The following is a 20,898-nucleotide window of genomic DNA, read 5'->3' on the forward strand; positions in this document are numbered from 1 at the left end:
ACGGAGCATCCGGAAGCGCCGGGGCAGCGGACCGGCACGACGGGCCGGACGAGCACGGGCAGGGAGCAGACGGTGGCGGTACGCGCGGTCCGAGGGGCCGTCCAACTGGAACGCGACGAGGCCGGGCACATGGACGAGCGGGTCAGCGCCCTGCTCACCGCCATCCTGGAGCGGAACGGCATCGACGAGGACGACCTGATCAGCGTCTGGTTCACCGCCACACCCGATCTGCGCAGCGGCTTCCCCGCCGCCGCGGCCCGCGGCCTGGGCATCGTCGACGTCCCGTTGATCTGCGCCCAGGAGATGGACGTCGCCAGCGCCATGCCCCGGGTCGTCCGGATACTCGCCCATGTCGACTCCGGCCTGGAACGGTCCGAGATCACCCATGTGTACCTCGGTGCCGCCGCCGCTCTCCGCAAGGACATCGCCCAGTGAGAACCGCAGCCGTCATCGGAACCGGACTGATCGGCACGTCCGCCGCCCTGGCCCTGTCCGGCCGGGGTGTCACCGTCCACCTCATCGACCACGACCCCGAGCGGGCCCGTACCGCCGCCGCCCTCGGCGCGGGCACGGACGACCCGCTGGAGGGGCCGGTGGACCTCGCGGTCGTCGCCGTCCCCCCGGCGCTCACCGCGACCGCGCTCGCCGACGCCATGCGCGCCGGGATCGCCCGCGGCTACCTCGACGTCGCCAGCGTCAAGGGCGGCCCCCGGCGCGAGCTGGAGGCCCTGTCGCTGGACCTCTCCTCGTACATCGGCACCCACCCCATGTCCGGCAAGGAGCGCTCCGGGCCGCTCGCGGCCACCGCCGACCTCTTCGAGGGGCGGCCCTGGGTGCTGACGCCCACCCCGGTGACGGACACCGAGGTGCTCAATCTGGCGCTGGAGCTGGTGGCGCTCTGCCGGGCCGTCCCCGTCGTGATGGACGCCGACGCCCACGACCGGGCCGTGGCGCTCGTCTCGCACACCCCGCAGCTCGTCTCCTCCATGGTCGCGGCGCGGCTGCGGGAGGCCGACGAGACGGCCGTGCGCCTGTGCGGCCAGGGCATCCGCGATGTCACCCGGATCGCCGCGTCCGACCCCCGGATGTGGGTCGACATCCTCTCCGCCAACCCCGGCCCGGTGGCCGACGTGCTCTCCGGGATCGCCGCCGACCTGGACGGGACGGTGGCGGCGCTGCGCGCGCTCGCGTCCGCGGACCCGGCGAAGCGGGAGGACGGGGTCGGCGCCATCGAGGACGTGCTGCGGCGCGGCAACGCGGGCCGCTCCCGGGTCCCGGGCAAGCACGGCGCCGCCCCCGCCGCGTACGAGATCGTCGCGGTCCTCATCAGCGACGAGCCGGGCGAGCTGGCGCGGATCTTCGCCGACGCGGGCCGGGCCGCCGTCAACATCGAGGACGTGCGGATCGAGCACGCCACCGGGCAGCAGGCGGGCCTGGTGCAGCTCATGGTGGAACCCGCGGCGGCGGCGGTGCTCTCGGCGACCCTGCGTGAGCGCGGCTGGTCCATCCGCCACTAGGAGTGCCGTGCCCAGGGCGTCGTCCGCCCGGGGTGCCTCCCGCTCGCGGGAGTGCCGTACGCAGGACGAAGACGGCGCCGCGGAAGCGGGCCACGTGTGCCTCCCGCTCGCGGGGGTGCCGCACGGCGGGGAGGAAGCCTCCACCCGGGCCGGGCAGGGGCGGTGGGCTGTGCCCGGGGCCCTGTGCCGCCGGGTCCCAGGCAGTGCCGTGCCGGAGGGACGGGGCGGCGCCGGCACGGCCCGGACCCGCCCGGTCCCGTGTGCCGTTGTGCCGGGGGTGCCGCCGCCCGTGCCGCCGGGCACGGGGGAGTGCTGTGCCGGAGGGGCGGCGCCGGTCCGACCCGGCCCGACCGGTCCCGTGCGCCGTCGGGCCGGGCCGCCGTCGGTATCGAGGACGTGCATCGGGCACGCCAGCGGGCAGCGGGCGGGCCCGGTGCGGCTCATGGTGGAACCGGCGGCGGCGGAGTCCCCGCGCGAGCGTGGCCGGTCCCTCCGGCACCAGGTGTGCCGACCCCATGGTGTCGTCCGCCCGGGGCCCCGCGCCGGGGGTGCCGCCGGGCACGGGGGAGTGCCCTGCCCGGTGCCGCGCCCCGCGTGGCGGCCCGCCCGTCGGCCCGCCACGCCGGGGCGCCGTACGGCCGCGCACACCCCCCGGCGACCCGCCGACACCCCCGTCCGCACGGGCGCGCGGGGGTACGGACGTACGGGTGTGCCTGCGAGCCCGTGGCACTCGGTAACCTTGTTCGGGGCCCACCGCACTTCCGCCGGCCTCTCTCCCCACCTCAGGAAAGGTGTCCGACACCGTGGAATCCGTGATCGTCGCCATCGACGGCCCCGCCGGCACGGGCAAGTCGAGCACGTCCAGGGCCGTGGCCGCCGAGCTGGGGCTGAGCTACCTGGACACGGGCGCGCAGTACCGGGCGATCACCTGGTGGATGATCAACAACGGTGTCGACGTCGCCGACCCGGCCGCGATCGCCTCCGCCGCCGAGAAGCCCGCCATCGTCTCCGGCACCGACCCGGACGGGCCGACCATCACCGTCGACGGCGCGGACGCCGCCGGACCCATCCGCACCCAGGAGGTCAGCTCCAAGGTCAGCGCGGTCAGCGCGGTCCCCGAGGTGCGGACCCGGATCACCGAGCTCCAGCGCGCCATCGCCGCCGCCGCCCCGGCGGGCATCGTGGTCGAGGGCCGGGACATCGGCACCACCGTCCTCCCGGACGCCGACCTCAAGATCTTCCTGACCGCCTCCGCCGAGGCCCGCGCCGCCCGCCGCACCGGCGAGCTGAAGGGCGCCGACCTCGCCGCCACCAAGGAGGCGCTGATCAAGCGGGACGCGGCCGACTCCAGCCGCAAGACCTCCCCGCTGGCCAAGGCGGACGACGCCGTCGAGGTCGACACCACCGACCTCACCCTCCAGCAGGTCATCGAGTGCGTCGTGACCCTGGTCCGCGAGAAGCAGCAGGCAACGCGGTGACCCGGGCCGTCGGCGCGCCCCCGGCACCGGGCGGCTCCGGCCGTACCGGGGCCGCCCCCTCGGCCCGGGGCGCCGCCGTCGGCCGGGGCATCGGCATCGGCCTGATGAACGGGTTCTGGCGGCCCCGGATTCTCGGCGCCTGGCGGGTCCCGGCCACCGGACCGGTGATCCTGGCCGTGAACCACACCCACTTCGTGGACGGCCCGATGCTGATGGGCACCGCGCCGCGGCCGGTACACTTCCTGATCAAAAAAGAGGCGTTCATCGGCCCGCTCGACCCCTTCCTGCGGGGCATCGGCCAGCTGAAGGTGGACCGCTCGGGGGCCGACCGCTCGGCCGTCACCGGGGCGCTCGCCGTGCTGGAGCAGGGCGGAGTCCTCGGGATCTTCCCCGAGGGCACCCGGGGCGAGGGCGACTTCGCCTCGCTGCGCGGCGGGCTCACCTACTTCGCCGTGCGCTCCGGGGCCCCCGTCGTCCCGGTCGCGGTCCTGGGCGGCGACGAACGGCCCGGACGGCTGGTGAAGGCGCTTCCCGCGCTCGGCAGCCGGGTGGACGTCATCTTCGGGGACGCCTTCCACGCCGGGGACGGCAGTGGCCGCCGGACCCGCGCCGCACTGGACGAGGCCACCGCCGGGCTCCAGCGGCGGCTGCGCGCCCATCTGGAAAACGCCAGGCGCCTGACCGGCCGCGCCGGGTAAGACTTGAGCTGTGGATCGCCCCGAAGGCGATCCGGTTGACCACACGAGGAACGGACTTCATGAACGACCAGCACGACCACGGAGCGCTCGGCGACGCCGAGTACGCGGAGTTCATGGAGCTTGCCGCGGAAGAGGGCTTCGACCTGGAGGCCGTCGAGGAGGCGATCGACGAGGCGGGCCACGGCCCGCTGCCCGTCCTCGCCGTCGTCGGCCGTCCCAATGTCGGCAAGTCGACCCTGGTGAACCGCATCATCGGCCGCCGTGAGGCCGTGGTGGAGGACAAGCCGGGCGTCACCCGCGACCGCGTCACCTACGAGGCCGAATGGGCGGGCCGCCGCTTCAAGGTCGTCGACACGGGCGGCTGGGAGCAGGACGTCCTCGGCATCGACGCCTCCGTCGCCGCCCAGGCCGAGTACGCCATCGAGGCCGCCGACGCGGTCGTCTTCGTCGTGGACGCCTCCGTCGGCGCCACCGACACCGACGAGGCCGTCGTCCGGCTGCTGCGCCGCGCCGGAAAGCCCGTGGTGCTCTGCGCCAACAAGGTCGACGGCCCCAGCGGCGAGGCGGACGCCGCCGCGCTCTGGTCGCTCGGCCTCGGCGAGCCCCACCCGGTCTCCGCGCTCCACGGGCGCGGCACCGGCGACATGCTCGACGCGGTCCTGGAGGCGCTGCCCGAGGCCCCGGCGCAGTCCTTCGGCACGGCCGTCGGCGGCCCCCGCCGGATCGCCCTCATCGGCCGTCCCAACGTCGGCAAGTCCTCCCTCCTGAACAAGGTGGCGCGGGAGGAGCGGGTCGTCGTCAACGAGCTGGCCGGCACCACCCGCGACCCCGTCGACGAGCTGATCGAGCTGGGCGGCGTGACCTGGAAGTTCGTCGACACCGCCGGTATCCGCCGCCGGGTCCACCTCCAGGAGGGCGCCGACTACTACGCCTCGCTGCGCACCGCGGCGGCCGTGGAGAAGGCCGAGGTCGCCGTCGTCCTGATCGACGCCAGTGAGAACATCAGCGTCCAGGACCAGCGGATCGTCACCATGGCCGTCGAGGCCGGACGGGCGATGGTGATCGCGTTCAACAAGTGGGACACCCTCGACGAGGAGCGCCGCTACTACCTGGAGCGCGAGATCGAGACCGAGCTGGGGCAGATCGCCTGGGCCCCCCGGGTCAATGTCTCGGCGCGCACCGGCCGCCATATGGAGAAGCTGGTCCCGGCGATCGAGACCGCGCTCGCGGGCTGGGAGACCCGGGTGCCCACCGGCCGCCTCAACGCCTTCCTGGGCGAGCTGGTCGCCGCCCATCCGCACCCGATCCGGGGCGGCAAGCAGCCGCGCATCCTCTTCGGCACCCAGGCGGGCACCAAGCCGCCGCGGTTCGTCCTCTTCTCCTCCGGCTTCCTGGAGCACGGCTACCGCCGCTTCGTCGAGCGCAGGCTGCGGGAGGAGTTCGGCTTCGAGGGCACCCCGATCCAGATCTCGGTGCGGGTGCGGGAGAAGCGCGGACGCAAGAAGTAGTCCCGGCTCCCCGCCGCGTTCGCCGCTGCCCCGGACGGTCCGCCCGTCCGGGGCAGCGGCGCGCGGTGCCCCCGGGGACCCGGCCGCTCACAGGCCCCGGCGGGGGGCGGGCGGCAGCGCGGCGGGGTAGTGGCCGACGGGGGCCAGGGGCCCGGGAAAGGGCTGCCAGCCCGTGCCGGGGTACGGCGCGGGGGCACCGGACCCGAAGCCGCGGCCGGGGTGGTGGCCGGGGTACTGGCCGGTGCCGAACGACCGGAACACCAGGTCCTCCTCGCCGCTGCGGTCCCCTGGCAGGGTCCGGAAGGCCCGCCGGAACTCGGCGCACAGAGCCTCGTAGATCGGCGTGGAGGACCCGGTGGACAGCGGGGTCACCGGGGGCGCGGAGGGGTAGTCGTGCGGGGTCTCGCGCGCGGGCCGCATCGCGGGGATCTGACCGTACGGATGGCGGCTGGGGTCGTATGAGTGCACGTACCTGAGAACGACGCACGCCCCCGGCCCGTCACTGCCCGCCCGCACCGGAAACCGGCCCCGGGAGCGGTTGTTCCCGGAGCCGGTCGTTCCTGGTGCGGATGTACGGAGACGAACGGGACGTAAGGGTGCGAGTTATGAGAAGAGGGACGTACAGGGTGTAACGGGGGCGGTTCGCGGGGAGCCGGAGGGGCTCAGGAGGAGCCGGTGCCCGCCAGCGGCATCGCGGCGGCCACCAGCCGCCCGCCCGCCGCCGCCTTCTCCAGCGCGTCCCGCATCAGGTCCTCGCGCGGCTGCTGGCCGATCGACCCGGCGGGCGCCGCGTACACCAGCACCGTGTGGGTCTTGTTGGCGGTGGTGCGCCAGTCCTCCGTGACCTGGAGCGGCTGGTGCGCCTGCCACCAGGCGACCGGGCTGCCCCCGGCGGGACCCGGCTGGAGCACGGCGTGGAGCTGCCCCATGGCCAGCAGCACCGACCAGCCGGAGAGCGGCACGGGCGCCCGGTCCACATCGTGCACCGGGGCGAAGCCCTGCTCGATCAGGAGGGGCAGGAAGACATCCCCCGACGAGCCGTCCGTCCCCGGGCGGGCGATCGGACCGGTGGGCTCCACCACCAGGGCGGGATGGAGCGCCCCCGAGACCAGGATCAGACCGCTGGTGATGCCGAGGACCGCCTGCCCGGGCGCGGGCTCCGGCGGCGGCGTCCGGTCCGGGGCGGCACCGGGCACCGGGGCCGGGACGGGGGGAGCGGCGGCGGACCGCTGCTCGCCGGTGATCGACCGCACCGCGCCCTGGAGCTGGTCCTCGGCGACCCGGACCACCTGGGAGGGGATGCAGCTCGCATGGGCGAAGGCGAGAACGGCGGTCTCCTCGCCCACGAACAGCACCGTGCTGGTGCGCTCCTGCTCGGTGTCGCCCGGGGTGCGGCAGGAGGTGCAGTCATAGCCGCTCGGGGCGGACTCGCCGGCGAGCAGCCGGTCGGCTTCCTGATCACCGATCTCGGCGCGTACGTCCTCGCTGACGTCGAGCATGCGCGGCACGGGTGGCTCCTCGGACTTGTTCCTGTGCGCCGGGTCGGTCCCGGCTCCTCCAGGGTTCAACGGGTCTCTGTGGCGGGAGTCACGCTTCCAGGGCAGCGGAATCCAACCATCCGACGCGAGGGGTGAGGGCGGGGCCCCTCTTCGTCACTCCCTGTCATGAAACGCTGAGTGATCACGGGTTGACGGAGTGAACAGCCTCACAGGTTTAGCGGTGGGCTGGTCTATAAATCCGGAAATCAGTGAATCAAAGGGGTGTCCGGAAAGCGCCGCTACCGGCGGTAATCCTCAACTGAGCTGGCATGAAAGTTGAGTTGTTGCCGCGCAGCCCCCGCCCTCCCTAGATTCCTCGGCCGAGTGCAGAGAGCACCGCCCCGGGCAGCCCGCCCCGCCCGTACGGCCCGTCCCCACGGCCCGTGCGCGGCGGAGCACCACCCCGCACCGCCTCTCCGGCGGGCCGGTCCCGGCGGCTTCGGACGCCCGACGCGTCCCGGCCGCCGGTTCCTGAGGGTCCCGGGGTCCGTTGAGAGGGATTCGATGGTCACGAGTTCCCGTTCCACCTCCGGCTCACCGGCGCCCGTCCCCGGAGCCCGGGCCGGTGCCAGAGGCTCCCGCGGGGCCGGTCGGCCCGGCACGCTCGCCCTGGCCGGAGCCGCCCTGATCGCACCGCTGGTCGTCCTCGGCGCGGGCACGGGCACCGCCCGGGCGGCCGACGCCGGGGTGTGGGACCGCATCGCCCGGTGCGAGAGCGGTGGAAACTGGCACATCAACACCGGTAACGGCTACTACGGCGGGCTCCAGTTCGCCCCCTCCACCTGGCGGGCCCACGGCGGGACCGCCTACGCCCCCACCGCCGACCGGGCGAGCAGGTCCCAGCAGATCGCCGTCGCGGTCCGGGTGCAGCGCGCCCAGGGCTGGGGCGCCTGGCCGACCTGCTCGGCGCGGGCCGGGGCGCACGGCAGCGCCCCCTCGGTCGCGGCGGCACCCGAGCGGCGGCCCGCGACCGCGCCCCGGAGCCCGGCGGTCCGGCAGGCCCCGGCCGCGGACCGGAACCGGACGCGCGCCGTGCCCCAGCGGGCCACGGGCCACACCAGCCGCTCCGGCGAGCGGGCCCGCGGCACCGCGTACACCGTCCGCGCCGGGGACACGCTCAGCTCGATCGCGCAGGCCCACGGCACCGACTGGCGCACGCTCCACACGGCCAACCGGCAGGTCGTCGGCGCCGACCCCGATCTCATCGTGCCCGGTCAGCGGCTGACGCTCTGACCTCCGGCGCCCCGGGCCGCCCGGTCCCACCCGCCGGGCCGTCCGGGGCCCGCGCCTCCGGGCGCGACGCCGTTCCACCCGGGGAGCGTTCCGCTCCGCCCGGGGCGTAGGGTCCCTTGCTGACCACACTGTCGCCCCAGGGGGAACGGACGCCACCGGCATGCGCATCTCATTCCTGCTCCACAACGCCTACGGGATCGGTGGCACGATCCGTACGACCTTCAACCTCGCCCGGGAACTCGCCGAACGGCACGAGGTGGAGATCGTCTCCGTCTTCCGGCACCGCGAGAACCCGCTCATGGGCTCGCCCACGGGCGTCACCCTGCGGCACCTCGTCGACCTGCGGAAGAACAGCCCCGGCTACGACGGCGACCACCCCGACCACCGGCGTCCCGCGAAGGTCTTCCCGCGCGGCGACGGACGGCACAAGCAGTACAGCAGGCTCACCGACGAGCGGATCGCGGCGCACCTCGCCGCCGTCGAGGCCGATGTCGTCATCGGCACCCGCCCCGGCCTCAATATGCACATCGCCCGGCAGACCCGCCCCGGCCCGCTGCGGATCGGCCAGGAGCATCTGACGCTGGACGGCCACGGCTACCGGCTGCGGCGGGAGATCGGCTACCGCTACCCGCTGCTCGACGCCGTCACCACCGTCACCGAGGCGGACGCCGACGCCTACCGCGCGCTCGGTCTGCCCGGGCTGCGGATCGAGGCCGTGCCCAACAGCGTGCCCGCGCCGTCGGTCGGCCCCGCCGACACCTCCGCGAAGTATGTCGTCGCCGCCGGGCGGCTCACCCGGGTCAAGCGGTACGACGACCTCGTCGCCGCCTTCGCGAAGGTGGCCGCCGCACACCCGGACTGGAAGCTGCGGATCTACGGCAGCGGCGACAGGACGGGCAACGAGCGCGACGACCTGGCCGCGCAGATCGAGAAGCTCGGACTGACCGGCACCGTCGCGCTGATGGGCAACGCCGACCCGCTGGAGGACGAGTGGGTCAAGGGCTCCATCGCCGCCGTCACCTCGGCCCGGGAGTCCTTCGGGATGACGATCGTCGAGGCGATGCGGTGCGGGCTGCCCGTCGTCTCCACGGACTGTCCGCACGGGCCCCGCGAGATCATCGAGGACGGGGTCGACGGGCGGCTCGTGCCGGTCGGCGACATCGACGCGATCGCCGGGGCGCTGCGTGAGCTGATCGAGGACGACGAGGCCCGCCGCCGGGCGGGCGCCGCCGCGCTCACGGCGTCCGAGCGCTTCGACCCGGCCCGGATCGCGCTGCGCCACGAGGCCCTGTTCACCGAGTTGTCCGAGCGCGCCGACACCGGCCGTCCCCGCAGCGCCGCCCGCGACGCCGCCTTCCGCGCCCAGGGAGCCGTCTTCGACGCCCTCTACTCGGCCCGCTACCGCGCGGCCTCCCTCATCCGCCGCGGCTGACCCGCTGCCCGCCCCAGCACCCGGCGCGGACGCGCCCCTGCCGCCCGGAACGACCCGGCCCGTTCCGGGTGCGCCCCGGGCGGCTCCCGCCACCGCCGGTCCGCCTCCGGCGGCCTGCGGGGACGGTGGTTCGGGCGGTGGTACCCCGTTCCGGCACACACGACCGCCGGTGCCGGACGTTGCCTGGAATGGGCGGCTCCGGGGGCGCCGTTCCGTGCGCGTCGGTCGTCCGGGTCTGGAACGGGTGGCTCCGGTGGGGTGGCCGCCTGGCGTGTGTTCGTTGCTCCGGTATTTGCGGAGTGCGTGTTTCCGGGGGCGCCGGTCGATGTGTGTCGGTCCTTCCGGGTTTCCTGGGGCGGCTGGCTCCGGTGGGGCCGTCGCCCGGCGTGTTTCCGATGCTCCGGGTTTGCGGAGCGGGTGTTTCCGGGAGCGCCCCCGTGCGCTTCTGCCGCCCCGGGTCGGTGGAACGGGCGGCTCCGATGGGCTGACCCCGGTGTGCTTCCGCCCTCCCGGCTTTCTGGAGCGGGTGGTTCCGGGGTGCCGCCCAGCGTGTCCCCGTCGCCCAGGTCCCCGCCCCGGGCGGGACTCACCGGCCCGCCGCCCGCCGCCCGCCGGACGGCGGCACGGGTGCCGGGCGCCGAACGGGCCCGATGTGGCCAGGGGCCCCGAGGCCCCGGCCGCAGGGGCATCGCGGACAGAAAGTGTCCGCGAGGGGTGTCAGACTTGCGTCATGCTGGAAACCTCCGCACGGCTGCTGCGCCTCCTCTCGCTGCTCCAGGCCCACCGCGAATGGTCGGGCGCCGAACTGGCCGAACGGCTCGGGGTGACCGCGCGGACGGTGCGGCGGGACGCCGACCGGCTGCGGGCGCTGGGGTATCCGGTCAACGCCAGCCCCGGCACCGGCGGCGGCTACCGGCTCGGCGCGGGCGCCCGGCTGCCCCCGCTGCTGCTGGACGACGAGGAGGCGGTGGCCGTCGCGGTGGGCCTGCGCACCTCCGCCGGGCAGGGCGTCGAAGGCATCGGCGAGACATCCGTGCGCGCCCTCGCCAAGCTGGAGCAGGTACTGCCCGACCGGCTCCGCCGCCGGGTGAGCACCCTCAACTCCGTCACCGTGCCGATGCTGCGCGTCCCGAGGGTCCAGGTCGACCCCTCCGTCCTGACGGAGCTGGCGACCGCCTGCCGGGACAGCGAGAAGCTGCGCTTCCGCTACCGCGACCACAGCGGCTCCGGGACCCGCCGCACCGTCGAACCGCACCGCCTGGTCTGCACCGAGCGCCGCTGGTACCTGGTCGCCTGGGACCTCGACCGCGCCGACTGGCGCACCTTCCGGGTGGACCGCGTCACCCCCACCCCGCCGCACGGCCCCCGCTTCACCCCGCGCACCCCGCCCGCCGAAGACCTGGCCGCGTATGTCTCCCGGGGCGTGTCCACCACCGCCTACGCCGAACACGCGGTCCTGCGGCTGGGGGTCCCCGCCGAGGAGGCGGCCCGGGTCGTCGGCCCGTCCGACGGGACCCTGGAGCCCGTGGACGACCACTCCTGTCTGCTGCGCACCGGCGCCCCCAGCCTGGATGTGCTGGTGATCCACGTGCTGCTACTGGGCCTGGAGTTCGAGGTCGTCCACCCGCCGGAGCTGAACGAACGGCTCAGGGCCGCGCGGGATCTTCTGACGAGGGCACTGGAGGGGCCGGCAGCGGCGGGAGCCGCAGCGGGGCGTACTCCGGGTGGTGCAGATCGAAGGCCGGGGACTCCGAGCGGATTCTCGGCAGGGTGACGAAGTTGTGCCGGGGCGGCGGGCAGGAGGTCGCCCACTCCAGCGAGCGCCCGTATCCCCAGGGGTCGTCCACCTCCACCTTCACGCCGTACTTCGCCGTGTGCCACACGTTGTAGAGGAACGGCAGGGTCGAGAGGCCCAGCAGAAAGGCGCCGACGGTGGAGACGGAGTTGAGCGCCGTGAAGCCGTCGACCGCCAGATAGTCGGCGTACCGCCGGGGCATGCCCTCCGCGCCCAGCCAGTGCTGCACCAGGAACGTGGTGTGGAAGCCGATGAAGAGCGTCCAGAAGTGGATCTTGCCGAGGCGTTCGTCGAGCATCTTCCCGGTGAACTTGGGCCACCAGAAGTGGAAGCCCGCGAAGGTCGCGAAGACCACCGTCCCGAAGACGACGTAGTGGAAGTGGCCCACCACGAAGTACGAGTCCGTCACCTGGAAGTCCAGCGGCGGCGAGGCCAGGATCACCCCGGTCAGCCCGCCGAAGAGGAAGGAGACCAGAAAGCCGACCGACCACAGCATCGGGGTCTCGAAGGAGAGCGAGCCGCGCAGCATGGTGCCCGTCCAGTTGAAGAACTTCACCCCGGTCGGCACCGCGATCAGAAACGACATGAAGGAGAAGAAGGGCAGCAGTACCGCCCCGGTGGCGAACATGTGGTGGGCCCACACCACCACGGAGAGCCCTGTGATGGCCATCGTCGCGCCCACCAGCGTCAGATAGCCGAAGACCGGCTTCCGGGAGAAGACCGGCAGGATCTCCGTCACGATCCCGAAGAACGGCAGCGCGATGATGTAGACCTCGGGGTGGCCGAAGAACCAGAACAGATGCTGCCAGAGCAGCGCCCCGCCGCTCGCGGGTTCGAAGACCTGCGCGCCCAGCCGCCGGTCCGCCTCCAGCACCAGCAGCGACGCCGCGAGCACCGGAAAGGCGAACAGCACCAGGATCGAGGTGAAGAGCACGTTCCAGGTGAAGACGGGCAGCCGGAACATCGTCATCCCGGGCGCCCGCAGCCCGACGACGGTGGTGATGAAGTTGACCGCCCCCAGGATCGTCCCGAAGCCCGACAGCGCGAGCCCCATGATCCACAGGTCCGCGCCGACGCCGGGGGTGTGCGTGGCCGAGTTGAGCGGGGCGTACGCGAACCAGCCGAAGGACGCGGGTCCGCCCGGCGTCAGCAGTGAGCCGAGGACGATCAGCCCGCCGAAGAGGTAGAGCCAGTACGCGAGCGCGTTCAGCCGGGGGAAGGCCACATCGGGGGAGCCGATCTGGAGCGGCATGATCTCGTTGGCGAAACCCGCGAAGGCCGGGGTGGCGAAGAGCAGCAGCATGATCGTGCCGTGCAGGGTGAACGCCTGATTGAACTGTTCATTGCTGATCAGTTGCAGACCGGGCCGGGCCAGTTCCGCCCGCATCAGCAGGGCCAGCAGCCCGGCGATCAGAAAGAAACCGAACGACGTGATCAGATAGAGATGTCCGATCTTCTTGTGATCGGTCGTGGTCAGCCATGTCACCAGCACCCGGACGAGCCGCAGCTCACGGACATCGTCGCGCTCCCCGCCCGGGGCCGCGGTCCGTGTTCCGCTCATCGTCGCCCCGCCCAGGCCGCAAGGAATTCAGCGGCGTTCACCGAGCGGCCCGCCGAAAGGTCCGCCAATTCGCCCTCCGCTGTTCTTGCGGCTTATTGTCCCCGGGAATTCTGCATGATCGGGGGACGCCAAGGAATGACCGTGCGGCGGGTGTCGAAGTGCTCGTTCGGGTGAGGACTCGCGCAGGCGTCCGGGCAGGGGAGCTGTGACAGAAGTGTGACCACTGGGGGAGCTGCGCCGGGTACCGGACGGCTGCCGCCCGCTTCCGTCACCGTCCGCCGCCGCCTACCGTGGGGCCATGGGAACCGCACCGCGCCCGCCGGGCCACCCGGACGACGCCACCTCGGCCTATGTGGGCCTGTCGGCCGAGACCGCGGAGCAGCGCGCCCGGCGGCGCGGCTGGACCACGGTCCGCGCCCTGCCGCCCGGGGCGATCATCACCCTGGAGTATCTGGAGGGGCGGATCAACTTCGAGGTGCGGGGCGGCGAGGTCGTCCGCTGCTGGTCCGGCTGAGCGCCTCCCCTGTGCCGACCCGGCCGGGGCGCCCCCGCACCCCTCCGCGTCCCGTCCTGCCCCGCCTCGTTCCACCCCGTTCCGTCCGGTCCTGTCCCGTCCGGGCACGGCGAAGGCCCCGGCCGAGCGGCCGGGGCCAGGGGAAGAGGGGCCCGGGGGACGGGGGACGGGCTCAGCCGCCCGACGACGGCCGGGAGGACGGGGCCGGACGGGCACCGGCCGGAGCGACCGCGGACCGCTCCGCGCGCACCGGCTGCGGAATCGTCTGGGTGAGCCGCTCCCCGGAGCGCCCCGCCCCGCCCTTCTGCCGTTGCGGCTGCTTCCGCGCCGCCGGGGGCCGGGGCCCGCCCTGCGCGGGCGGCGGCACCGCCCCCACCGGCTCGCGCACCCCGTCCACCGCGTCCTCGGCCGGGGTACGGAGCGCCGCGCCCGCGGCCGGCCGGGGCCCGCCCGCCGCCACCGGCAGCGAGGGCGCGAGCCTGCGGCGTGCCCGCCACCGCTCCCGCCGCTCCAGAATCCATGCCTCGGTCCGTCCGATCAGCGGCTCGCACCACGGCAGGGCCAGCAGGATCAGCAGCCCCGCCGCCCAGCCGAGCAGGACGTCGCTCAGCCAGTGCGTACCGAGATAGACCGTGGTGAGCCCGACGCCGAGGGACACCGTCGCCGAGAGCGCCGACAGATAGCGCCGGGTCGTCGGCGTGGTGGCCAGATAGGCCAGGATGCCCCAGGTCACCACCGCGTTGGCGGTGTGGCCTGACGGAAATATATCGCCGCCGGCGAACAGCTCGGGCGAGCCGATCCGCGTCGCGTAGTGGGGGCCGAGCCGGCCGAGGCCGATCTTGACCGCGCCGACGGTGGCGTTGAGCAGCAGGAGCGACACGCCGAGCACCAGCAGGGGCCGCAGGGTGTGCTGCCGCCAGGAGCGCCAGCCCAGCCACGCGGCGACCATCACGGCCGTGGGACCGCGCTGGCCGAGCACCACGAAGCAGTCGAGGAACGGATGGAGCGAGGGCCACTGCTGATACGGCCGGAAGAGCATGATCTTCCAGTCGACGATCACCAGCCAGGTCGACGCCAGCACGGCCACGACGATGGCGAGATAGAACGCAGACGTCCCGCCGAAGAGGGCGAGCCGCGTCCGGCTCATCCGCGGGATCTCTATCTTCGGCGGTTCCGGCTCCCGGTCCAAGCGGGCAAAGATGTCGGTACGCACCCAATCGACGTTACAGGGAGTGAGTGTGCGGCCCGGGCGATCCCCCGGCTTTGTGATGACCATGTGATGTGGAGTATGTCTCAGCCATGAGGATTATTCGGGGCCAACTCGGAAATCCCGGGGGCCGGTCGGGCCCTATTGCCCGGGGCGCCCCGGGGAAGGCCCCTTTCAGTGATGCGAATTGAAGTTCTCCACCCGGCCGTATGAATTCTTTCTCACGTTTGACGGCGGCCGGAGCGGTACCGCCGGAGGAACATCACGGGCACCCCGGCCCCAACCGGCCGCAACCCCGCGTGGCACACACCACAGCCCGGGCGGGAACCGGTGAGACCCGCGCCACGTGACCGGGGGGAGGACTCGCGTAATCTGACGGCTCACTCTCGCCCGTCGACGCCGGACCACCCGTGAGGGACCGTCCCCTCTCCCGGCCGGCCCCGCCGAGCGCGAGGGCCATCACTGGAGGTAAGTGCATGTCAGGGACGACCACGGCCGCGGCACGGCTGCGTGCGGCGGGCGGCGGCAAGGACCGCTGGGTCGTCCTCCTCGTCCTCTGTGTCAGCCTGCTGCTCGTCGCCGTCGACGCCACCGTGCTCCATGTCGCCGTCCCCGCCGTCACCGAGGACCTGCGCCCCAGCGGCGTCGAACTGCTCTGGATCGTCGACGCCTATCCGCTGGTCTGCGCCTCCCTGCTGATCCTCTTCGGCACCCTCGGCGACCGCGTCGGCCGCCGCCGGGTCCTGCTCATCGGCTATGTCCTCTTCGGCGCCGCCTCCGCGCTCGCCGCCTTCGCGCGCACCCCCGAGGTGCTGATCGCGGCCCGTGCCCTGCTCGGCGTCGGCGGCGCGATGATCATGCCCGCGACCCTCTCCATCCTGCGGACGGTCTTCCCCGAGCGGCGCGAACGCGCCACCGCCATCGGTATCTGGACCGCCGTGGCCGCCGTCGGCGCCGCCACCGGACCGGTCCTCGGCGGCTTTCTCGTCGAACACTTCCACTGGGGTTCCGTCTTTCTGATCAACATCCCGCTGATGGCGGCGATCCTGCCGCTCGGACGCTGGCTGCTGCCCGAGAGCCGGGGCGGCTTCGACGGCCCCTGGGACGTCCTCGGCGCCCTCATGGCCGCGGGCGGCATCCTCGGCCTCGTCCTCGGGGTCAAACGCCTCGGCGTCGGACACTCCCCGTTCGACGCCCTCACCGCCGGACCGCTGCTCGCCGGGGCCGCCCTGCTCCTGCTCTTCGTCCGCAGACAGCGCAGCCGCAGGCAGCCGCTGATCGATGTGCGGATGTTCGCCGCACCCGCCTTCTCCACCTCCGTCGGCTGCATCGTCCTCGCCATGCTGGCCCTGGTCGGACTGGAACTGATCGCCGTCCAGTACCTCCAGCTCATCCTCGGGCTCGGCCCGCTGGAGACCGGACTGCGGCTGCTGCCCCTCACCTTCGCCGCGATGGCCGCCGGGGCCACCGGCTCCGCCACCCTGAGGCTGCTCGGACCGCGCCGGATGGTCGGCTGGGGCTTCGTCCTGACCGCCGCGGCCGTGCTGCTGCTCACCGCGATGGGCCAGCAGGACCGGCCCGCGCTGCTCACCACCGGTTTCGTCCTGCTCGGCTTCGGCCTCCAGACCACCCTGTTCGCGGCGTACGAGTCCATGCTCAGCGAGGCCCCGGCCCGGTACGCGGGCGGCGCGGCGGCCATCGGCGAGACCTCGTACCAGCTCGGCGCGGGCATCGGCATCGCCCTGCTCGGCAGTGTGATGAACGCGGCGTACGCCCCGGCCTTCGACCGGCTCGCCGGGGTGCCCGCCGACGCGCGCGCCGCCGCCGCGCACTCGCTGGGGGAGGCGTACCAGGTCTCCGACGGGCTCGGCGGCGGCGCGGGGGAGCTGCTGCGCACCACCGCCCGTCACTCCTTCGTCACGGGACTCCATGTCACCCTGCTGGTCAGCGCGGGGCTGCTGCTGCTCGGCGCGCTCGCCGCGCTGCGGCTGCCCCGGTGCGCGGAGAGCGGACCGGTGGCCGTGCCGGAACCCGCCGCCGCCCCCGCCGCCGCCCCCGCCCCCGCGCCCGGCCCCGGTACCGCCCCCGTCACCGTGCCGAACAGCAGGGAATCCACCGAGGTGAGCGGCCCCGCGGGCGCCGCCAGGGCCGAGGCGGGCGGGTCTGGACGCACGGCACACTGAGCCGTAACGTCGGGCCCCGCGGCCAGCCGCCGCAGCAGGACGCCCGACGACAGCGGAGGCCGCGCATGTTCGAGGAGCCCCAGAAACCCGCCCGTTTCGACCCCCGCGACCCCCTCGGCGTCGACGAGCTGCTCAGCGGCGAGGACCTGGCCTTCCGGGACGCCGTCCGCGGGTGGGCCGGGGAACGGGTGCTCCCGCACATCACCGAGTGGTACGAACGGGGCGAGCTGCCCGTCGTCCGCGAACTCGCCCGGGAGCTGGGCGGGCTCGGCGCCCTCGGCATGTCGCTCACCGGATACGGCTGCGCGGGCGCCACCCAGATCCAGTACGGGCTCGTCTGTCTGGAGCTGGAGGCCGCCGACTCCGGCATCCGCTCCCTCGTCTCGGTGCAGGGCTCGCTCGCCATGTACGCGATCCACCGCTACGGCTCCGAGGAGCAGAAGCGGCGCTGGCTGCCCGCGATGGCGGCGGGCGAGGTCATCGGCTGCTTCGGTCTCACCGAGCCCGACCACGGCTCCGACCCGGCGGGCATGCGCACCCACGCCCGGCGCGACGGCTCCGACTGGGTGCTCACCGGCCGCAAGATGTGGATCACCAATGGCTCGGTCGCGGGGGTCGCCGTGATCTGGGCCCGGACCGACGAGGGCATCCGCGGCTTCGCCGTCCCGACGGAGACCCCCGGCTTCTCGGCCGTGGACATCCCGCACAAGTGGTCGCTGCGGGCGAGCGTCACGAGCGAACTGGTGCTGGACGGGGTCCGGCTCCCCGCCGACGCGGTGCTCCCCGGCGCCGTGGGGCTGCGCGCTCCGCTGAGCTGTCTGTCCCACGCCCGCTACGGGATCGTCTGGGGCTCGATGGGCGCCGCCCGCAGCTCTTTCGCAGCGGCGCTGGAGTACGCCCGCACCCGGGAGCAGTTCGGCCGTCCCATCGGGGGCTTCCAGCTCACCCAGGCCAAGCTCGCGGACATGGCGGTGGAGCTGCACAAGGGGATTCTGCTCGCCCACCATCTCGGGGTCCGGATGGACGCGGGCCGGCTCCTGCCGGAGCAGGTCAGCTTCGGGAAGCTGAACAATGTACGGGAGGCGATCGACATCTGCCGCACCGCGCGCACGATCCTGGGGGCGAACGGGATCTCGCTGGAGTATCCCGTCATGCGGCACGCGGCGAATCTGGAGTCGGTGCTCACCTACGAGGGCACCGTGGAGATGCACCAGCTCGTGCTGGGGAAGGCGCTCACGGGCCTGGACGCCTTCCGGTGACGGTGGGGTGGCCTCGCGGACCCGCGGGGGACGGGTGTCCGGGGCCAGGACCGGAAAACGAACGGCGGCGGGGGTGGTGAGCGCGCCCGTTCAGCTCTGGTTGTAGAAGCCGTCCTGGGCGCGGCCCGCGCTCTCCTGGCCGACGACCTGGGTGTTGGCCGGGCTGAGCAGGAAGACCCGGGTGGCCACCCGCTCGATGGAGCCGCGCAGCCCGAAGGTCAGCCCGGCGGCGAAGTCGACGACCCGCTTGGCGTCGGCCGACTCCAGCGAGGTGAGGTTGACGATCACGGGGACGCCCTCGCGGAACAGCTCGCCGATCCCCCGGGCGTCCCGGAAGCACGTCGGGGAGACCGTCGCGATTCTGCGGCCCTCCTCCTGCGCGGAGTCGGTGGCGACCCGCACCCGGGGGTCGGTGACCCAGGCGTCACCCGTCTCTCCACTCTCGGAGTACTCGGCGTACTCGTCGGCGTAGTAGCGCTCGTCGTTGTCGACGAGACCCAGCCAGGCGCTCGCCTTGCGCACAGATCCCATGGACGCCTCCTTCCACTGCGGTCCGCTTACGAGCGGTCTTTCGTTTTTCCTGTCCCTATCGTCGTCCATCATGCGGATCGCGTGCCACGTCGCTACGCCGCTGACCGCCGCACCAGTTTTTCGTGACGGGACTGGTGCAGAAGATGTGGTGCTTCGTCAGCTTTCTTCCACTCCGGGGTGGATGGTCCGCACAAAATATGAAAGTCGGCCCGGATGGGTGACCGGATGGGTGAGGCGCGCGGCGCACGGCGGCGCGGAGCGGCCGCTACGATGCCTGCCGCACAGCTGATCGACTGATCGGCGTGGGACGCATCCACGGGGGGAATGCGATGTTCGGAATGGTCCGTCCCTGCGCGCACCGGCTCACCCAGGGGCTCAGAACGGAGTGGCTGGCCCATCTCTGCGGGCTCTGTCTCGCGCTCCGCTCCGACCACGGGCAGCTCGCCCGGGTGGTCACCAACTACGACGGGCTGATCGTCTCCGTGCTGACGGAGGCTCAGTCCGAACGCTCCCCCGCACACCGCCGCACCGCCGGGCCCTGCCCGCTGCGGGCGATGCGCACGGCACCCGTCGCCCGGGGCGAGGGCGCCCGGCTCGCGGCGGCCGTCTCCCTGGTGCTGGCCTCGGCGAAGGTCCACGACCATCTGGCCGACGGGGACACGCGCGTCCTGGCGCGCGGACCGGTCGCGACAGCGGCCCGCCGGGTCGCCGAGCGCTGGGCGGGGGCCGGGGCGCGGACCGGGGCGGGCGTGGGCTTCGACACCGCCGTCCTGCTGGACGCCGTCGGACGCCAGTCCGGCATCGAGGCCCTGGCCGGTCCCGGCACCGCGCTGTCGACCGTCACCGAACCCACCGAGACCGCCACCGCCGCGGCCTTCGCGCACACCGCCGTCCTCGCCGGACGTCCCGGGAACGCGGCCCCGCTGGCCGAGGCGGGACGGCTCTTCGGACGGCTCGCCCATCTGCTGGACGCCGTCGAGGACCAAGGGGCGGACGCGCGGTCCGGGGCCTGGAATCCGCTGACCGCCACCGGCACCTCGCGCGCGGCGGCGCGGCGGCTCGCGGACGACGCCGTGCACGGCATCCGGCTCGCGCTGCGCGACGTCCGCTTCATCGACGACCGGCTGATCCACCGTCTCCTCGCCCATGAACCGGCCGTGTCGGTCCGCCGCGCGTTCGGCGGGACGGGCTGCGCCCACCCACCGGACGTCCGGATGTCGGACGGCGGTCAGGGGAGCGGTCAGGGGAGCCACCCGTACGACGGCCCCCACGGCGGGGGCCTCTCGGGCGGCTCCCCCGGGGACGGTGTCCCCGGCGGCGGGTCCTCCAGCGCCGGCGGTACGGGCGGTACGGGGGGCTCCGGTGGTGCCGCGTCCGCGCCCCGGCAGCCGGAGCCGAGGGGGTTCCTCGCCGGCTGTGCCGCGTTCACCCGGCTCTTCTGCACCTGCCGGATCTGCTGTGCCCAGGAGTACGAGGGCCCCTGGTCCCGCAGGAAGCGCGAGGGCTGCTGCCGTCAGTACGACTGCGTGGAGAACTCCTGCGAAGGCGTCTGCTGCCCCTGCAACTGACCCCCCGTCACACCGGACAGCCGCGCGCGGGCACGGCACGGCACGCCGCGGCGCCGGTGGTGGGCGGGAGACATGAGGGGAAGGGGCGTGTGCTCGCGAGAGGTGAGGACAGAGCCATGACAGCGATGGACGGACAACGAAAAAAGGGGGATCACAGCGGGAGACATCGGTGCGGTGCGCTGTGCCGGCCGGGGTGCGTCAGCAGGACACCCGGAGCGTCACCGGGACGGGCCGTCGGCCCGTCGAACCGTCCACCGCGACCGCGGCAGTCGGGTCACAACGGGTCACATCGGGTCAACAGGAAGCCGACCACACCCGACCGAAGTCGATGTGGGGGCGCTTGACCAGCGACTGCTGTGACGACATGGCCCCAGTGGAACAGCCATCCGATGCCGCGTCAACCGGCTCTGGGACGGCTGCCCACAGTGTGGACGCCCTTGACAGCGGTCCGTGCCCACCGCCTAGCCTCGGGGCGGGGAGTCGTGCTGAGGGGCGCGTTCCCCCGCGCGACGCACCGGTACGACCAGCACCGGTGCCCCGGTGAGGGCGGCCGTGCTCGATCCCGTTTCCACGGAGCCCTCGTATGGCCGTGCCCACCGGCACTTCCCCCGACCTCTCCGCACCCCTGGTGCTCCCCGGTTCCGCGCCCGCGGGCGTTCCCGACCGCAGCCGCGACCGCGCCTGTCCGCGCCCCCGTTCGTACGACTGTCCGCGCCACCGGGCCGCAACCGCGAAGCCCCGGCAGCCGTGGTGACGGTCGGCGGCGGCGCGCGTCACCGCCCCTGGCCCGCCCCGTGCCGCGCGGGCGCCTTACGTCCCCCGGCGCACGGGGACGGCGGGCCGCCGCGGCGCGCGGCCCCGGCCGGCGCCGCGCGT

At 73.7% G+C, this 20,898-nt stretch carries 17 protein-coding genes and 1 pseudogene; 13 read left to right on the forward strand and 5 right to left on the reverse strand.

Annotated features, from left to right (window positions below):
* The first annotated feature begins 72 nt into the window (after window positions 1–72).
* The 5 genes from aroH (at window position 73) to der (ending at window position 5,201) form a co-directional block, all read left to right on the forward strand.
* Entirely contained in the window at window positions 73–435 is a 363-nt protein-coding gene (aroH, locus tag CRV15_RS23370) for a chorismate mutase (protein WP_003958409.1), read from the forward strand.
* The gene (locus CRV15_RS23375) at window positions 432–1,517 is read left to right on the forward strand and encodes a prephenate dehydrogenase (RefSeq protein WP_003958408.1); all 1,086 of its coding nucleotides are present in this window, start codon (window positions 432–434) and stop codon (window positions 1,515–1,517) included. Before aroH ends, CRV15_RS23375 begins: the two co-directional genes overlap by 4 nt.
* 791 nt (window positions 1,518–2,308) lie before the next feature.
* Entirely contained in the window at window positions 2,309–2,995 is a 687-nt protein-coding gene (cmk, locus tag CRV15_RS23380; protein WP_003958407.1) for a (d)CMP kinase, read from the forward strand.
* A 104-nt stretch (window positions 2,996–3,099) separates the two neighbouring features.
* A complete protein-coding gene (locus CRV15_RS23385) occupies window positions 3,100–3,693 on the forward strand; it encodes a lysophospholipid acyltransferase family protein (protein WP_230864209.1) in 594 nt (197 codons plus the stop codon).
* A gap of 59 nt (window positions 3,694–3,752) precedes the next feature.
* Complete coding sequence (gene der / locus CRV15_RS23390) at window positions 3,753–5,201, forward strand: ribosome biogenesis GTPase Der (RefSeq protein WP_009995668.1); 1,449 nt, start codon at window positions 3,753–3,755, stop codon at window positions 5,199–5,201.
* Between the two features lie 87 nt (window positions 5,202–5,288).
* Here the strand turns inward: der and CRV15_RS23395 are convergent, their stop codons facing one another.
* Both CRV15_RS23395 and CRV15_RS23400 read right to left on the reverse strand, forming a co-directional pair.
* On the reverse strand, window positions 5,289–5,669 hold the full coding sequence (locus CRV15_RS23395) for a hypothetical protein (protein WP_009995667.1): 381 nt from the start codon (window positions 5,667–5,669) through the stop codon (window positions 5,289–5,291).
* 194 nt (window positions 5,670–5,863) lie between these two features.
* Window positions 5,864–6,709 carry a hypothetical protein gene (locus CRV15_RS23400; RefSeq protein ID WP_029182864.1) on the reverse strand — a complete coding sequence of 282 codons (846 nt, stop codon included), beginning with the start codon at window positions 6,707–6,709 and terminating at the stop codon, window positions 5,864–5,866.
* A gap of 534 nt (window positions 6,710–7,243) precedes the next feature.
* Between CRV15_RS23400 and CRV15_RS23405 the strand changes: the two genes are divergently transcribed.
* The 3 genes from CRV15_RS23405 to CRV15_RS23415 all read left to right on the forward strand — a co-directional run bounded on the left by CRV15_RS23405 (window position 7,244) and on the right by CRV15_RS23415 (window position 11,178).
* Window positions 7,244–7,972, forward strand: a complete 729-nt coding sequence (locus CRV15_RS23405) for a transglycosylase family protein (RefSeq protein ID WP_003959936.1) — start codon at window positions 7,244–7,246, stop codon at window positions 7,970–7,972.
* 160 nt (window positions 7,973–8,132) lie between these two features.
* Window positions 8,133–9,404: a glycosyltransferase gene (locus tag CRV15_RS23410; protein ID WP_003958403.1), complete on the forward strand. Its 1,272-nt coding sequence runs from the start codon at window positions 8,133–8,135 to the stop codon at window positions 9,402–9,404.
* 730 nt (window positions 9,405–10,134) lie between these two features.
* Window positions 10,135–11,178, forward strand: coding sequence for a helix-turn-helix transcriptional regulator (locus CRV15_RS23415; protein WP_009995666.1), 1,044 nt, complete (start codon window positions 10,135–10,137; stop codon window positions 11,176–11,178).
* Here the strand turns inward: CRV15_RS23415 and ctaD are convergent.
* Window positions 11,090–12,760, reverse strand: a pseudogene (gene ctaD, locus CRV15_RS23420) (aa3-type cytochrome oxidase subunit I); the annotation flags it as partial. The gene CRV15_RS23415 and the pseudogene ctaD overlap by 89 nt on opposite strands.
* Window positions 12,761–13,058: 298 nt before the next feature.
* Between ctaD and CRV15_RS23425 the strand changes: the two are divergent.
* Window positions 13,059–13,274, forward strand: a complete 216-nt coding sequence (locus CRV15_RS23425) for an I78 family peptidase inhibitor (protein WP_003959933.1) — start codon at window positions 13,059–13,061, stop codon at window positions 13,272–13,274.
* A gap of 172 nt (window positions 13,275–13,446) precedes the next feature.
* Here CRV15_RS23425 and CRV15_RS23430 read toward each other — a convergent pair whose 3' ends face one another.
* A complete protein-coding gene (locus CRV15_RS23430; protein WP_009995663.1) occupies window positions 13,447–14,487 on the reverse strand; it encodes a phosphatase PAP2 family protein in 1,041 nt (346 codons plus the stop codon).
* 470 nt (window positions 14,488–14,957) lie between these two features.
* Between CRV15_RS23430 and CRV15_RS23435 the strand changes: the two genes are divergently transcribed.
* Window positions 14,958–16,664, forward strand: a complete 1,707-nt coding sequence (locus tag CRV15_RS23435; RefSeq protein ID WP_003959930.1) for an MFS transporter — start codon at window positions 14,958–14,960, stop codon at window positions 16,662–16,664.
* 65 nt (window positions 16,665–16,729) lie between these two features.
* Window positions 16,730–17,923 carry an acyl-CoA dehydrogenase family protein gene (locus CRV15_RS23440; protein ID WP_003959929.1) on the forward strand — a complete coding sequence of 398 codons (1,194 nt, stop codon included), beginning with the start codon at window positions 16,730–16,732 and terminating at the stop codon, window positions 17,921–17,923.
* 90 nt (window positions 17,924–18,013) lie between these two features.
* Here CRV15_RS23440 and CRV15_RS23445 read toward each other — a convergent pair whose 3' ends face one another.
* The gene (locus CRV15_RS23445; RefSeq protein ID WP_029182863.1) at window positions 18,014–18,454 is read right to left on the reverse strand and encodes a cell division protein SepF; all 441 of its coding nucleotides are present in this window, start codon (window positions 18,452–18,454) and stop codon (window positions 18,014–18,016) included.
* A gap of 329 nt (window positions 18,455–18,783) precedes the next feature.
* On the opposite strand from CRV15_RS23445, the gene CRV15_RS23450 reads away from it, so the two are divergent.
* Together CRV15_RS23450 and CRV15_RS36030 are read left to right on the forward strand one after the other, a co-directional pair.
* The gene (locus CRV15_RS23450) at window positions 18,784–20,022 is read left to right on the forward strand and encodes a DUF5685 family protein (protein WP_003959927.1); all 1,239 of its coding nucleotides are present in this window, start codon (window positions 18,784–18,786) and stop codon (window positions 20,020–20,022) included.
* 583 nt (window positions 20,023–20,605) lie between these two features.
* Window positions 20,606–20,776 carry a hypothetical protein gene (locus CRV15_RS36030; protein WP_009995660.1) on the forward strand — a complete coding sequence of 57 codons (171 nt, stop codon included), beginning with the start codon at window positions 20,606–20,608 and terminating at the stop codon, window positions 20,774–20,776.
* The last annotated feature ends 122 nt before the right edge of the window (window positions 20,777–20,898 follow it).

The sequence above is a fragment of the Streptomyces clavuligerus genome (genome assembly GCF_005519465.1).
GTDB lineage: Bacteria > Actinomycetota > Actinomycetes > Streptomycetales > Streptomycetaceae > Streptomyces > Streptomyces clavuligerus.